Annotated in this window: 14 protein-coding genes; 4 read left to right on the top strand and 10 right to left on the bottom strand. The window is 71.6% G+C overall.

All coding sequences use genetic code 11. The features are described 5' to 3' along the window. Positions 1-80: 80 nt before the first annotated feature. Positions 81-1,073, top strand: coding sequence for a UDP-N-acetylglucosamine 4,6-dehydratase (inverting) (gene pseB / locus K3554_RS03020; RefSeq protein WP_259943360.1), 993 nt, complete (start codon positions 81-83; stop codon positions 1,071-1,073). Further along, complete coding sequence (gene pseC / locus K3554_RS03015; protein WP_259943358.1) at positions 1,070-2,200, top strand: UDP-4-amino-4,6-dideoxy-N-acetyl-beta-L-altrosamine transaminase; 1,131 nt, start codon at positions 1,070-1,072, stop codon at positions 2,198-2,200. The genes pseB and pseC overlap by 4 nt, the downstream gene beginning before the upstream one ends. Before the next feature lie 130 nt (positions 2,201-2,330). Here pseC and K3554_RS03010 read toward each other — a convergent pair whose 3' ends face one another. Genes K3554_RS03010 through K3554_RS02970 form a run of 9 tightly spaced genes read right to left on the bottom strand, consistent with a single transcriptional unit; the run spans position 2,331 to position 11,771 of the window. Beyond that, complete coding sequence (locus tag K3554_RS03010; protein WP_259943356.1) at positions 2,331-3,785, bottom strand: hypothetical protein; 1,455 nt, start codon at positions 3,783-3,785, stop codon at positions 2,331-2,333. Continuing rightward, on the bottom strand, positions 3,782-4,825 hold the full coding sequence (gene pseI / locus K3554_RS03005; protein WP_259943355.1) for a pseudaminic acid synthase: 1,044 nt from the start codon (positions 4,823-4,825) through the stop codon (positions 3,782-3,784). The genes K3554_RS03010 and pseI overlap by 4 nt, the downstream gene beginning before the upstream one ends. Further along, the gene (gene pseG, locus K3554_RS03000) at positions 4,822-6,300 is read right to left on the bottom strand and encodes a UDP-2,4-diacetamido-2,4,6-trideoxy-beta-L-altropyranose hydrolase (RefSeq protein ID WP_259943353.1); all 1,479 of its coding nucleotides are present in this window, start codon (positions 6,298-6,300) and stop codon (positions 4,822-4,824) included. The genes pseI and pseG overlap by 4 nt, the downstream gene beginning before the upstream one ends. After that, on the bottom strand, positions 6,297-6,953 hold the full coding sequence (gene pseF, locus K3554_RS02995) for a pseudaminic acid cytidylyltransferase (RefSeq protein WP_259943352.1): 657 nt from the start codon (positions 6,951-6,953) through the stop codon (positions 6,297-6,299). Before pseF ends, pseG begins: the two co-directional genes overlap by 4 nt. Next, positions 6,950-7,936, bottom strand: a complete 987-nt coding sequence (locus K3554_RS02990) for an ABC transporter ATP-binding protein (protein WP_259943350.1) — start codon at positions 7,934-7,936, stop codon at positions 6,950-6,952. The genes pseF and K3554_RS02990 overlap by 4 nt, the downstream gene beginning before the upstream one ends. Then, positions 7,933-8,928, bottom strand: coding sequence for an ABC transporter ATP-binding protein (locus K3554_RS02985; RefSeq protein WP_259943338.1), 996 nt, complete (start codon positions 8,926-8,928; stop codon positions 7,933-7,935). The genes K3554_RS02990 and K3554_RS02985 overlap by 4 nt, the downstream gene beginning before the upstream one ends. After that, on the bottom strand, positions 8,925-9,908 hold the full coding sequence (locus tag K3554_RS02980) for an ABC transporter permease (protein ID WP_259943337.1): 984 nt from the start codon (positions 9,906-9,908) through the stop codon (positions 8,925-8,927). The genes K3554_RS02985 and K3554_RS02980 overlap by 4 nt, the downstream gene beginning before the upstream one ends. Beyond that, on the bottom strand, positions 9,905-10,882 hold the full coding sequence (locus tag K3554_RS02975) for an ABC transporter permease (RefSeq protein WP_259943335.1): 978 nt from the start codon (positions 10,880-10,882) through the stop codon (positions 9,905-9,907). The genes K3554_RS02980 and K3554_RS02975 overlap by 4 nt, the downstream gene beginning before the upstream one ends. A gap of 46 nt (positions 10,883-10,928) precedes the next feature. Next, complete coding sequence (locus K3554_RS02970; protein WP_259943333.1) at positions 10,929-11,771, bottom strand: haloacid dehalogenase-like hydrolase; 843 nt, start codon at positions 11,769-11,771, stop codon at positions 10,929-10,931. A gap of 94 nt (positions 11,772-11,865) precedes the next feature. On the opposite strand from K3554_RS02970, the gene K3554_RS02965 reads away from it, so the two are divergent. Continuing rightward, positions 11,866-12,087 (top strand): type II toxin-antitoxin system CcdA family antitoxin, encoded by a 222-nt coding sequence (locus tag K3554_RS02965; RefSeq protein ID WP_259943331.1) that lies wholly within the window; start codon positions 11,866-11,868, stop codon positions 12,085-12,087. Positions 12,088-12,126: 39 nt separating this feature from the next. Continuing rightward, on the top strand, positions 12,127-12,405 hold the full coding sequence (locus K3554_RS02960) for a CcdB family protein (RefSeq protein WP_259943329.1): 279 nt from the start codon (positions 12,127-12,129) through the stop codon (positions 12,403-12,405). On the opposite strand, the gene K3554_RS02955 is transcribed toward K3554_RS02960, so the two are convergent. Next, positions 12,402-13,961, bottom strand: coding sequence for an ABC transporter substrate-binding protein (locus tag K3554_RS02955; RefSeq protein ID WP_259943327.1), 1,560 nt, complete (start codon positions 13,959-13,961; stop codon positions 12,402-12,404). The two genes, K3554_RS02960 and K3554_RS02955, sit on opposite strands and share 4 nt — an antisense overlap. Positions 13,962-14,037 lie beyond the last annotated feature (76 nt).

Genomic DNA, 14,037 nt, shown 5'->3' with positions numbered 1-14,037 from the left:
GGCGCGCCCGGGCGGCGCAACCGCGTGGACGGCGCGCGGCGCGCCCGCTATCCCGCATGGGGCAGACAGGGAGACCGCACTTGCTCGAAGGCAGCACCATCCTCGTGACCGGGGGCACCGGCTCGTTCGGGTCGCGGTTCATCCCGATGACCTTGGCCAAGTACAAGCCGCGCCGGATCATCGTCTACTCGCGCGACGAGATGAAGCAGTGGGAGATGGCCAAGCGCTTCGAGGGCGTGGACGCCCTGCGCTTCTTCATCGGCGACGTGCGCGACCGAGAGCGGCTGTACCGCGCGCTCGACGGGGTCGACCACGTGGTCCACGCCGCGGCCACCAAGATCGTGCCCACGGCCGAGTACAACCCGTTCGAGTGCGTGAAGACCAACATAACCGGCGCCATGCACGTGATCGACGCCTGCATCGACAAGGGCGTGAAGAGTTGCGTCGCGCTGAGCACCGACAAGGCCTCCAGCCCCGTGAACCTCTACGGCGCCACAAAGCTGGCGTCGGACAAGATGTTCGTGGCCGGCAACAGCTACGCGGGCGGCAACGGCTGCCGCTTCTCGGTCGTGCGCTACGGCAACGTCATGGGCTCGCGCGGCTCCGTGATCCCGTTCTTCCTGGACCGCGAGGGCACGCTGCCCATCACCGACCCGCGCATGACCCGCTTCATGATCACCCTCGAGCAGGGGGTGGAGCTGGTCTGGCACGCGTTCGAGGACATGGTGGGCGGCGAGATCTACGTGAAGAAGATCCCCTCCATGACCATCGCGCAGATCGCCGAGGCCGTGGCGCCGGGCCGCCCCACCGAGGTGGTCGGCATCCGCCCCGGCGAGAAGCTGCACGAGCAGATGATCGGCCCCGAGGACGCGGCCCACACCTTCGAGTATCCCGAGCACTTCAAGATCCTGCCCGCGATCCACCACTGGTCGCGCGACCCCGGCCGCATCAAGGACGGCAAGCCCGTGCCCGAGGGGTTCGAGTACGTGTCCGACACCAACTCCGAGTGGATGAGCGTGGAAAGCCTGCGCCTCTGGACCGAGGCGAACCGCGACAAGGTGGGCCGGATTTGATCCCCTATGGCCGCCAGATCATCGACCAGGCGGACGTCGACGCCGTGGTCGAGGTGCTGCGCTCGGACTTCCTGACGCAAGGCCCCGCCGTGCCCCGCTTCGAGGCCGCGTTGCGCGAGGCGACCGGCGCCGCCCACGCGCTGGCCGTGAACTCCGCCACCTCGGCGCTGCACGTCGCCTGCATGGCGCTGGATCTCGGGCCCGGGGACGCGCTCTGGACCGTGCCCAACACCTTCGTGGCCTCGGCCAACTGCGGTCTCTACTGCGGGGCCTCGGTGGACTTCGTGGACATCGACCCCGCGACCTACCTGATGGACGCGGACGCGCTGGAGGCGAAGCTGGCCACCACGGCCCCGCCCAAGGTGCTCGTCCCCGTCCACTTCGCCGGGCAGACCTGCGACATGGAGCGGATCGGCGCGGTCGCGCGGGCCCACGGCATCCGCGTGATCGAGGACGCCAGCCACTCCATCGGGGCCAGCTACCGCGGCGCCCCCGTGGGCGACTGCCGCTTCTCGGACGCGGCGGTGTTCAGCTTCCACCCCGTGAAGATCGTCACCACGGCCGAGGGCGGCGCGGTCACCACGCAGGACGAGATGCTCGCGCGGCGCGTGGACCTGCACCGCTCCCATGGGGTCACGCGCGACCCCGCGCTGATGCAGGGCGAGAGCGAAGGCGGCTGGTACTACGAGCAGGTTGCCCTGGGCTACAACTACCGCATGACCGAGATGCAGGCCGCCCTCGGCGCGAGCCAGATGCGGCGGCTGGGCGAGTTCGTGGACGCCCGCCACCGCATCCGCGCCCGCTACGACGCGCTGCTGGAGGGCTTGCCTGTGGTGCGCCCGCATCAGGACCCCGCGGGCCGCTCGGCGCTGCACCTCTACCCGGTGCAGGTCGAGGACCGGGCACGGGTCTTCGCGCACCTGCGCGAGGGCGGGATCGGCGTGAACGTCCACTACATCCCCGTCCACCTCCAGCCGCACTACCGGGCGATGGGGTTCGCGCGCGGCAACTTCCCGGTGGCGGAGGCCTACTACGACCGCGCGATCTCGCTGCCGCTGCATCCGGGGCTGACCGAGGCGGAGCAGGACCGGGTGGTCGAGGTGCTGCGGGAGGCGGTCGGGGGTTGACGGTCGCCACCACATGGCCCGCGCCCCGGACCTGATCCGGGGCCTCCGGTCGCCGCATGCGATGCCGTTGCGGAGCGAAGCGCCCGTGGAGGGCAGAGGCCCCCGGCGCAAGGCCGGGGCGGGTCCGGGCTCAGTCCCGGTCGAACGTCACCGCCCGCTCGCCCCGCAGCAGCCCGGCCAGCACCTTCGCCGTCGCCGGGTACGATGCCTCGGCGTCGAACCCCTCCACCAGCCGCTCGTAGTGCCGGTCCACCACGCCCTCGTGCATCCGGCCCACCAGCGCGCCGGTCGCGCGCTCCAGCGCGGCGTGGTCCCACTCCAGCCCCGCCACGTCGTCCCAGCGGAGGTCGTCGCGCCACTCCACCACGCCGGGCAGCTTGCGATACCACGCCTTCCCGAACACCAGCGCCGGCACGCCCTGCCGGACCGCCTCCCAGCCCACGGTCCCGGTGATCGCGGCCACGAAGCGGGCGCCGCCCGTGAGCGCGTGGGTGTCGGCCCAACTCGGCAGGACCTCGACGTTGGGGATGCGGCGCAGGCGGTGCCAGAACAGCGGCCCTCGCATGTAGGAGCCCTGCTTGGGGTTCTCCTTCACGAGGATGCGCGCACCCTCGGGCAGGATCGCGCTCAGGTGCTCGATGGCCAGCGCCTGGTCGCGGTAGGCCCCGCCAAGGCTGCTGGTGGTCATCTCGGGCTGAAGCTGGAGCGGGAAGTAGACGTAGTCGCCCGACAGGTCGACGGGATTGTCCTCGTAGCCCGCGAGGTGGTCGAAGTAGGCCAGCGCGTCCTCGTGGAAGAACCGCGCGAAGGGGTCGCGCCACTTCGGCAGCCGGCCGTAGACCCGGTTCATGTGCCGCACGAGGCGCGCGACGTAGGCCGGGTTCAGGGCCCGCCACCGGCCTTGCGTCACCAGGAACGTCGCCAGTTGCAGCGCCCCCTTCGCGGTGATGCGCCCGCCCTCCTCGCGCTCCTGCTTGATGCCGGCCATGTAGAACAGGTCCGGCTTCGAGCCCTTCTCGATGGGCCACGGCTCGGCCCCCTCCCCGAGCGCGGCGCCGCCCATGTGCGCGATCTCGTGCATCGACCAGAAGCGGTTCGGGAACAGGGATTGCGAGACGATCGTGCAGGGAATGCCCATCGTGCGGGCGACCAGGTAGCAGACCGTGTCGTAGCCCAGGTGGGGCACGTTGAAGAAGAGGCAGTGGTCGATGCGCTCGGACCGGAGACGCTCGGCCATCGCGTCGGCGAGGATGTGGAAGTAGTCGGTGTAGTCCTGCATCGAGCGCAGGGGGTGCGCCTTGTAGCTGTTCATCGGCGCGCGGCGGTGGAGGTGGTCGGCGAACATCTCCATCTCTCGCGCGACCTGCGGGCTCTCGATCAGGGCCCGGGCGGCACCCGTATAGCGCGCGTCGCGCATCAGGTGCCCGCGCCCGCCCTCGCGGGTGTTCATGCGCGTCAGCGCGCTCGCCTTGATGTCCGCCGTGACGTGCCCGATGTGGAGCGCCACCTCGACGTCCGGCTCCCGCTTCAGGTGTTCGAGGATCGCGTCGGTGTTCTTCGCCGTGGAGACGACCAGCAGCCTCACGCCAGCATGTCCCAGGCCAGCGGCTCGCCGCGCTTCAGGGCGCGGGCGGCGCGGCGACCGAGCACGGCGTCATAGTGCTTCGGCGCCAGCCCGAAGCCCGGCCGCACGGAGCGCACGGTGTCGGGCGTCAGCGCCTCGCCCTCGGCCACGTCGGCGGTCACGTAGAGCGAGCGGCGGAACTGCGCGTTCGCGCCCCCCACCCCGCGCCGGTCGTGCTGCGGCTCGCCCAAGGCTGCGTGGGCGGTGCGGCAGTCGTCCACAAGTTGCCGGAACTCCGCCGGCTCCAGGCTGAACTCGGCGTCCGGGCCGCCATCGGCGCGAGCGAGCGTGATGTGCTTCTCTATGAGGCAAGCCCCCAGCGCGATGGACGCGACGGCCACGGCGCTGCCGAGGGTGTGGTCGCTCAGGCCCACGGGCACCCCGAAGGCCGCGCCGAGGGACTGGATGGTGCGCAGGCGCATCTCCTCGGGCTTCGCGGGATAGGCGCTGATGCAGTGCAGGAGCACGATGCCGTCCGCGCCCCCCTCGCGCGCAGCGCGCAGCGCTTCCTCGATCTCGCCCAAGGAGGCGATGCCGGTGGACATGATCAGCGGCCTGCCCTGTCCCGCCGCGCGGCGGATCAGCGGGAGGTCCACCAGCTCGAACGAGGCGATCTTGTAGGCGGGGGCGTCCAGCCCGGCGAGGAAGTCGACGGCGGTGGGGTCGAAGGGAGACGAGAAGCAGTGGAGGCCGCGCTCGCGGGCGCGCGCGAAGAGCGCCTCGTGCCACTCCCACGGGGTCGAGGCCTCGGCATAGAGCTCGTGCAGCCGCCGCCCGTCCCACGGGCCGCCGCGGATCGTGAAGTCGGGCCGGTCCACGTCGAGCGTGATGGTGTCGGCGGTGTAGGTCTGGAGCTTCACCGCGTCCGCACCCGCCTCGGCGGCGGCGTCCACGAGGGCCAGTGCGCGCTCCCGGTCGCCGTTGTGGTTGCCCGACAGCTCGGCGATCACGTAAGGACTGTGCTCCGGGCCGATCTCGCGGCCCGCGATGCGGATGGTCATGCGCGCTCCTCCTCCGGGGCCGTGTCCTCCAGCGCCCGCTCGAACACAAGCACGCCCTCCCGTCCCTCCGCCTCGTGGAAGCCGAGGCGCCGGTGCAGGGCGATGGATGCGGCATTCTCGGCCTTCACCTCGCCGGCGACAGTGCCGCTCCCCTCGGCGCGCAGGCGCGCGAGGAACCGGCGGCACATGCGGGTGCCGGTGCCAGGGGGCGCTGGTTCGCCCAGATAGAAGCTCCAGAGCCAGCCCCCGTCGGTGCGCCGGGCCGAAGCGTGGCCGAGGGGGTGCCCGCCCTCCTCGTAGATCGTCCAGATCCCGTCGCGGCGGGTGGCGGCATGGGCGACCCAGGCGGCGTGCCGCGCGGGGTCGAGGGGGGCGTCGTCGTGGGAGGCGGCGCGGATGCGTGGCGTGCCGCGCCAGCGCATGAGGCGGTCCGCGTCCGACACCTCCACGGGCCGGAAGCGATAGTCGAGCGCGTCCAGCACCCGACCCGCCCCCTCGCCGTCGCAGATCGCGGCGGCGCGGCGCCGCAGGCCCGGCGCCTGCGCGATGGCGGAGCGGATCGCGTTGCGCAGCATCAAGGGGTCGCGCGCCTCGTCCATCGTCAGGGGCACCACCGCACCGGCGCGGGCGAGGCCCTTCAGCCCCGGATACTGGTTCGCGGCCACGGCCACGGCCACGGTCGGCAGGCCCAGCGCGCAGCGCTCCCAGTTGGTCATGCCCGAGGCGCCGATGCACAGGTCGGCGGCGGCCATGCGCTGCGCCACGTCCGGCGGGTCGAGCACGAGGCGGTGGCGCCCCAGCACGGCCTCGGCGGCCTCGCGCGACTGCGAGGCGGCGCCCATGACCACCTCGGCCTCCAGCGCGGGGAAGTCGTCCAGCGCCCTGAGGGCCAGCGGCGCAAGCCCGGCGGCATCGGCCAGCCCCGGCATAACGACGACGCGGCGCACCGGCCCGACGTCCCAGCGCAGGGCCTCCGCGCGGGCGGCGGCGAACTCGGGGCGCAGCGGCGCGTAGGCAGGGCCGATCAGCTCGACCGGGGCGTGGTGCGTGCGGCGCCCCTCCAGCCGGGTGAGGTCGAGCACCACGTCCGAGGCCAGCGCCCGGTCGTCGAGGTCGTCGAACGCCATCGCCCGATGCGCGCCGACGGCCCGCACCCAGCGCGCGTCGAGGCCGTAATGATCCCAGACCAGCCAGTCGGCGCCCTCCGCCGCCTTCGCCGTCACCTCCGCGTCCCGCTCCCACGGGGCGGACAGCCAGTCGCCGTGGGGCGGGGCCTCGGGGTCGGGCGCGCGGGGGGCGTGGGGGATAGGGGTGACGGGGAACTCCCGCTCCACCCGGTCCGAGAAGCCGCCCTCGGCCATGGCGAACGCGACGTCCCAGCCGCGCTCGCGGGCGGCGCGGGCAAGCGTCAGGCACCGCATGATGTGGCCGCCGCCGATGCGCCCGTCGCCGTCGCAGCGGAAGAGCAGCCTCACAGCCGCGCCATGCGCTCGGCCCGCGCCCAGTCCTCGGGGGTGTCCACGTCCACGGCCCGCTCCTCGGGCAGCACCACGCCCGCCGCGCCGTCCCAGACGCGGGCCGCCGGGTCGCGCCAAGTGGCGGCGCGGGCGAGGTAGAACTGGCCGGCGTCGAAGAAGGCCGGGGCGAGGTCCTGCGAGCGCATCGGCATGGCGTCCGGCTCCATCGCGGCGAAACCGTCCCCGTCGCGGCGATAGGCCCGGCGGATCGGCGTGCGGTACTCGCCCAGCGACAGCACCCAGCGCGCCGCGTCCAGCTTCGCCAAGCCGGCCCGCAGGTCGTCGGCCCGGATCAGCATCGCGGTGGGGTAGATGCAGGCCACCGCCTCCTCGCCAGCCAGCCCCAGCCGCGCCACGGCGTCGGCGATCACCTCGGTGGTGCCGGTGTGGTCGTCCGAGAGGGCGGCGTCTCGAAAGAACGGCACCTCGGCCCCCTCGCCTTCCGCGACCGCGGCGATCTCGGCGTCGTCCGTGGTCACCACCACGCGGTCGAACACCGTGCGCGCGGCGGCAATGGGCCAGGCGATAGCGGGGCGGCCGAGGAAATCCCGGACGTTCTTGCGCGGGATGCGCTTCGATCCTCCCCGCGCGGGAAGGATCGCCACGCTCATGCGGCGCTCTCCAGCCGCACCTCGCCCGCGTGGTGGCAGGCGACTCGGCCCGCGCCGAACGGCTCGAGCGGAGGCCGGACGCGGGAGCACACCTCGGTGGCGAGCGGGCAGCGCGGGTGGAAGGCGCAGCCCGAGGGCGGGTCGGTGGGATCGGGAATCTCGCCCTCGGGGGGCGTGACCTCGCGGCCGAAGGCGTCGAGGCGCGGGGCCGCGTCGATCAGCATCGCGGTGTAGGGATGGGCGGGCCGGGTGAACAGGGCCTCGGGCGGGGCCTCCTCGACCAGGCGGCCGAGGTAGAGCACGCCAATGGTGTCGGCCATGTGCCGCACGACCGTGAGGTCGTGGGAGATGAACAGGTAGGTCAGCCCGTGCTCGCGCCGCAGGTCGCTCATGAGGTTGAGCACCTGCGCCTGCACCGACACGTCGAGCGCCGAGGTCGGCTCGTCGCATACGATCAGCCGCGGCTCCGAGGCGAGCGCGCGGGCCACGCAGATGCGCTGGCGCTGCCCGCCCGAGAACTGGTGCGGGTACTTGGTGGCGTCGTCGGCGCTCAGGCCCACCTGCTCCAAAAGACGCTCGGCCAGCCCCTTGGTGTCGCCGCCCCGCGCGGCCACCGGCTCATTGATGATGCGGCCCACGCGCCAGCGGGGGTTCAGGGACGCGTAGGGGTCCTGGAAGATCATCTGGATGTCGGAGCGCACCCGCTCGACCTTGTCCCGGTCGGTCTCGGTGAAGAGGTTCACGCCCTCGATCCGGATCTCGCCCTCGGTGGGGTTCAGGAGTCCCACGATCATCTTGCCGATGGTGGACTTGCCCGACCCGCTCTCGCCCACCAACGCGTAGGTGGTGCGCTCGGGGATCGAGAAGGTGACGTCCGAGACGGCGGTGAGCATCCGCTTGGGCAGGCGCTCGATCAGGCGGTTCAGCCAGGGCTTCGAGACGTCGAAGACGCGGGTGAGGTTTCGGACGTCCACGAGGCTCATGCGGCGTCCTCTCCGGCTTCGATGGGGAACCAGCACGCGGCGCGCGCATCCGCCTTACCCACCTCGGGGCGGGGATCGTGGCGGCACTTCTCGCCCACGCGCGGGCAGCGGGGGTGGAAGGCGCAGCCGTCGGGAAGGCTGGTGAGGCGCGGCATGTTGCCGGGGATCTGGCGCAGCCGCTCCTGCCCGGCCGAGGCGGCGGGCGTCGAGGCCATGAGGCCGTCGGTGTAGGGATGGCGCGGGCTGCCGACGATCTGCGCCACGGGGCCGATCTCGGCGAGGCGGCCCGCGTACATCACGGCCACGCGGTCGGCGGTCTCGGCGATCACGCCCATGTCGTGGGTGATCAGCATCGCCGCCATGCCCCGCTCGCGGCAGAGCCGTTTCAGCAGTGCGGTGATTTGGGCCTGCACGCTCACGTCGAGCGCGGTGGTCGGCTCGTCGGCGATCAAGAGCGTCGGCTCGGCGCAGAGCGAGAGAGCGATGACGACCCGCTGGCGCATGCCGCCCGAGAACTCGTGGGGGTAGGCGTCCATGCGGTTCTTCGCGGAGGGAATCCCCACCTCCTCCAGCCCGCGCAGGGCGCGGGCGCGGGCCTCGTGCTGGGATACGGGCAAGTGCTCTAGGATGGTCTCGGTCAGCTGCTCGCCCACGGTCAGCAGCGGATTGAGCGAGGTCAGCGGGTCCTGGAACACCATGCCGATGCGCTTGCCCCGGATGCGGCGCATCTGCCGCTCGGGCAGGTCGTCGACGCGCTGGCCCTCCAGCAGCACCGCGCCGCCGGCGATGGCGGCGGGGCGGTCCAGGAGGCCGATCACGGCGTTGCCGGTCATGGACTTGCCGGCGCCGGACTCGCCGACCACGCCCAGGATCTCGCCGGCGGCCACGGTCCAGGACACGCGGTCCACGGGCCTGAGGGTGCCCCGGCGGGTGGGGATCTCGACGGTGAGGTCGCGGAGCTCGAGGACGGGGGCGGTCTGGGGATCGGTCATTGGAGCTTCGGGTTCAGGGCATCGCGCAGCCAGTCGCCGAGCAGGTTCACCGACAGGGCCAGTGCCAAGAGCGTGGCGGCGGGGAACATCAGGATCCACCACTTGCCGGAGAACAGGAAGTCCTGGCCGATGCGGATGAGCGTGCCGAGCGAGGGTTGCGTGGGCGGGGCGCCGACGCCGAGGAAGGAGAGGGTGGCCTCGGCGATGATCGCGAGTGCCAGCGAGATGGTGGCGATCACCAGCACGGGCGACAGCACGTTGGGCAGGATGTGCGTGAGCATGATCGAGGGGCCGGAGCGGCCGATCAGGCGGGCAGCCTGCACGTATTCGCGGTTCTTCTCGACCAGCGTGGCGCCGCGCACGACGCGGGCGAACTGCACCCAGTCCGAGAGGCCGATAGCGATGATGAGCACCCAGATCGCCATCTGGTCGCGGTGCTCGATCGGGATCACGCCGCGCGCCACGCCGAAGATCAGCATCGCCACCAGGATCGACGGGAAGGTGAGCTGCACGTCGGCGACCCGCATGATGATGGTCTCGGTCCAGCCGCCCACGTAGCCGGCGAGGAGGCCTAGGAGCACGCCCAGCACCATGGCGAAGGCCACGGCGGCGAAGCCGACCGTCAGCGAGATGCGCATGCCGTGGAGGATGGTCGAGAACACGTCCCGGCCCTGGTCGTCGGTGCCGAGCAGGAAGACGTCGCCGGTGAACTGGTTGGCGACCATGGGCTCCGAGAAGCCGTTCATGAGGTTCAACGTGCGCGGGTCGAACGGGTCGTGCGGCGCGATCCACGGCGCCAGCACGGCGGCGAGGATCAGCACGACCGTGACAAAGGCGGCCACGATGGCCACGGGCGAGCGGCGGAACGAATAGGCGAGGTCACCGTCCCAGACAGCCCGCCAGCGCGACGGCTTGTGGGCCGAGGGCGCCAGATCGGTCTCGGTGGCCCGGTCGGCGGGGACGTGCGCGGGGTCGGTCATGCGGCCCTCCCGTCGATGCGCAGACGCGGGTCGACCGACACGTAGAGCAGGTCCACCACGAGGTTGATGAGCACGAACATCACCGAGATCAACATGAGGTAGGCGGCCATCACGGGGATGTCGACGAACTGCACGGCGTTGATGAACAGGAGGCCCACGCCGGGCCACTGGAACACCGTCTCGGTGATGATCGCGAAGGCGATGATCGAGCCCAGTTGGAGGCCCGTGACCGTGATCACGGGCACCATGGTGTTCTTCAGCGCGTGGCGGAAGTTCACGGCGCGGGCCTTCAGCCCCCGGGCGCGCGCGAAGCGGATGTAGTCCATGCGCAAGACCTCCAGCATCTCGGAGCGCACGAGCCGCATGATCAGGGTCATCTGGTAGAGGCCGAGCGTGATGGCGGGCAGGATGAGGGACTTCAGGCCGCTCTCGGTCAGCAATCCGGTGGTCCACCATCCGAGGTCCACCACGTCGCCGCGCCCGAAGGTGGGCAGCCAGCGCAGGTGCACGCCGAAGAGGTAGATCAGGAGGATGCCGATCAGGAAGGTCGGCAGCGAGACTCCGATCAGCGACGAGGACATGATGACGTTGGCGGCCACGCCGCGCCGCCGGATCGCGGTGAACACGCCCAGCGCGATGCCCAAGGTCACGGCGAGGAAGCCCGAGATCAGCGCCAGCTCCAGCGTGGCGGGCAGGCGCTCCATGATGATGTCGGCCACGGGGCGGGACTGGCGGTAGGAGATGCCGAAGTCGCCCTGGATCGCGCGGCCCAGGAAGTTGACGTACTGGATCGGGAAGGGGTCGTTCAGGCCCAAGGCTTCGCGCAGGCGCTCCACGTCGGCCATCGTGCGCTCCTGGCCCAGCAGCTGCTCGATGGGGTCGCCCACGAAGCGGAACATCGAGAAGGCCACGAGGCCCACCACCAGGAGGACGACGAGCGACTGGAAGACGCGGCGGATGATGTAGGCCAGCATCCGCCCGGTGTCGCCCCCCCGCCCGCCGGGGTCAAGCGGGCGGGGGTCAGGCCGCCTCGATGGCGCGCAGGGCGATCCGGTGGGCGCAGGCGCGCACCGCGTGCTCCAGCGCCCGCATCAGGGGGGCGCCCTCGCGGTAGTCGGGGCCGGGCGCGGCATCCACGCGCTGGGCGTCGGTCAGCCGGCCGGGCGCGAAGCCCTCCTCGCCCACGCCCACGGCGATGGTGAGGCCCCCCTGCTCGTGGAGGAAGCCAAAGGCCTGCAGGTCGCTCGCCCCGTCGCCGAGGTAGATCATCTGGTCGAACGGGCAGTGCATGTCGTCCGGCCCGACGGGGTCGCCCGCGCGCTCGGGGCCGTTCGAGCCGGACAGCTCGGCCCCCTTGCCCAGAGCCTCGAGGTAGAGCGCCTTCTCGGGGTGCGAGACGATGCGCTTTACGGCGAAGAGCCGGTCGTCCGAGTCGCTCTCGAAGCCCGAGGCGAGGATGCGGTCGAAGGCGTCCGAGATGGCGGTGCGCGAGATGATCTCGTCGTAGCCCGAGGAGAGGACCACGAACTCCAGCTCCACGCCTTCGGCCACCTCGGCGGCGGCGGCGCGCAGACGGCCGGGCATCTCCAGCACGCCGGGGAACAGCTCGATCCGCTCGGCGGCCTCGCGCATCACGTCCTTGCTCAGGGGCCGGTCGCGGTTCTCCCCCAGCGCGATCAAGGCTTGGCCGCGGCGGATGATCTGGTCCCAGTTCTCTCCCAGCGCCTCTTCGTATTCGCTGCGCCAGTCGTCCCGGTCGATGCCGTAGACGGCGCACACAGCGTCGATGCTGTCGGAGGCCAGGGTGCGGTCGAAGTCGAACGCGAGGAGGATGCGGGGGATGTGGGGGCGGGTGGTCTGCATTCCTTCGAACGCGCGCGATGGTGGTGGGGGTTCCGCCCCCTTGATCGGCGCCCACGCGGCGGTATGATCGGCGGTATCGTGGGAGGTATGCGGGATGGCACGGGTCAAGACGAGCGTGACGCTGGACGAGGCGCTCCTGCGTGAGGCGCGGGAGCTGGGGGTGAACGTGTCGGCGGCGGCGGCCGACGGCGTGGCCGGGGTGGTGAAGTCCGAGCGCTGGCGGCGCTGGCAGGAGGAGAACCGCCCGTGGATCGAGGCCTACAACGAATGGATCGAGGAGAACGGCCTCCCCCTCGCCCGCTATCGGAAGTTCTGACGGATGGGAGGCGATGCGCCGCGCCAATGGGACGTCCGCGTGACGTCCGACCGGAGTGCCCATGTGCTCGTGATCCAGAACGACATGCTGGAGGAGACGGGCACGCGGATCGTGATGCCCCTGCGGCGCCGGAACGAGGCTCCTCCCGACCATCCGCGGCTCCAGCCCGTGATCCTGCTCGGGGACGAGGTCTGGGTCGCGCTGGCGCTCAACGTCGCGACCCTCTCGCTCGCCGAGATCGGCCCGCTCGTCGCGTCCGCCGAGGGCGCGCGCGACGACGTCACGCGCGCCCTCGACATGGTCCTCGCCGGCGTCTAGGCCGCCACGTCGATCCAGCGCAGCTGCACGAAGTTGTCGGGGCGCTGGACGAGGCTGACCCCCTCCTTCACGCCCCAGAGAAGCGGCTGCACGTAGAGCGGCACGTAGGCCATGTCGTCGAGGACGATGTTCGCCACCTCGTCCAGCATCGCCTGCCGCGCGGCGTCGTCGATCTCGGACTGGATCATCGGCAGCAGCTCGTCCACGCGCGGGTTCGAGTAGCCGCCGAAGTTCCACGAGCCCAGCTTGGCCTCCTCGTCCGGGGTCGCGACCAGGAAGCGGATCGGGTGCTCGGCGTCGAAGGTGCCGGGCGACCAGCCGAGCAGGTAGACGTCGTGCTCCTCGGCGCGCAGCGCGGGCCAGTAGTTGGCGACCGGCATGGTCTCGAACTGCGGGTCGAGGCCGATCTGCGCCAGCATCGCGTTGATCGCGGTGCAGACCGCCTCGTCGTTCAGGTAGCGGTCGTTGGGGCAGCGGAAGCTGAACTGGAAGCCGTTTGGATACCCGGCCTCGGCCAGCAGCGCGCGGGCCTGCTCGGGGTCGTAGGCGGGGCTCTCCAGCCCTTCGGAGTAGCCGCGCATCGACTCCGAGACGAGCTGCGCCACCGGCTCGGCGGAGCCCTGCATCACCGTCTGCAGGATCGCGGGCACGTTCACCGCATGGGCCACGGCGCGGCGCACCAGCGGATCCTGGAACGGATTGCCCTCCGTGCCCTCGCCGCCGCCATACAGGGCCTCCGCGTCGTGCGGGAAGCCCAGCATGATGACGCGCGCCTCGACGCCGCGCACCACGTCCACGCCCGCGGCCGCCTCGACGCGGGCCGCGTCCTGGACCGGCACCGGCTCGATCAGGTCCAGCTCGCCCGACAGGAGCGCGGCCACGGCGGTGGCCGAGTTCTGCACCGGCTGGAACACCGCGCGCTCCACGTTGCCGCGGTCCTCGTCCCACCAGCCGTCGAACGCCTCGAGCGTGGTGCGCAGTCCCGGCTGCCGCTCGGCCACGCGGTAGGGGCCGGTGCCGTTGGCATTGGTGGTGGCGAAGTTGCCTCCCTCGATGTTGGGCCGGTCGGCGCCGTTCTCGGCGGCCCAGCCTGAATCGAGCATCATCCAGTTGGCGATGCCGTCCACGAAGATCGGATCGGGGCCCTTGGTGCGGATCTCCACCGTCATGGGGTCCGTCGCCTCGACGCTCTCGACGTTGGCGAACCAGCTGCCGACGTCGGACTCGGGCGAGGAGGCGCGCTCGTAGGAGAACACCACGTCCTCGGCGTCGAAGGTCTCGCCGCCGTGGAAGGTGACGCCTTCGCGCAGGGTGAAGCGCCAGCCATCGGCGCCGTCGATCGGCTCCCACGCGGTGGCGAGCGCCGGTTCGATCGCCATGTCGCGGCCACGCCGCACCAGTCCCTCGTAGACGTTGCCGAGCAGCGAGAAGTTCGGGGCGGAGTTGCCCGCGTGGGGGTCGAGCGTGTCGGGATCGGTGGTCGAGGCGTAGCGCAATTCGGCCGCGGCCGCGGGCATCGCGGCGACCAGAAGCGCGGCGGTCAGTACGGTTCTCATGGATCCCTCCCTTGGTTCCTGCGCCGAGGATGGGGCAACCGTGGCAGGAAGCAAACAGCGCGGCGCCCGCGGGGCG

Origin of the sequence: Jannaschia sp. W003, from assembly GCF_025144335.1 — a bacterium.
Lineage (GTDB): Bacteria > Pseudomonadota > Alphaproteobacteria > Rhodobacterales > Rhodobacteraceae > Jannaschia.
The sequence above is the reverse complement of the archived record's forward strand: the minus strand, read 5'-3'. Positions and strand labels throughout refer to the sequence as shown.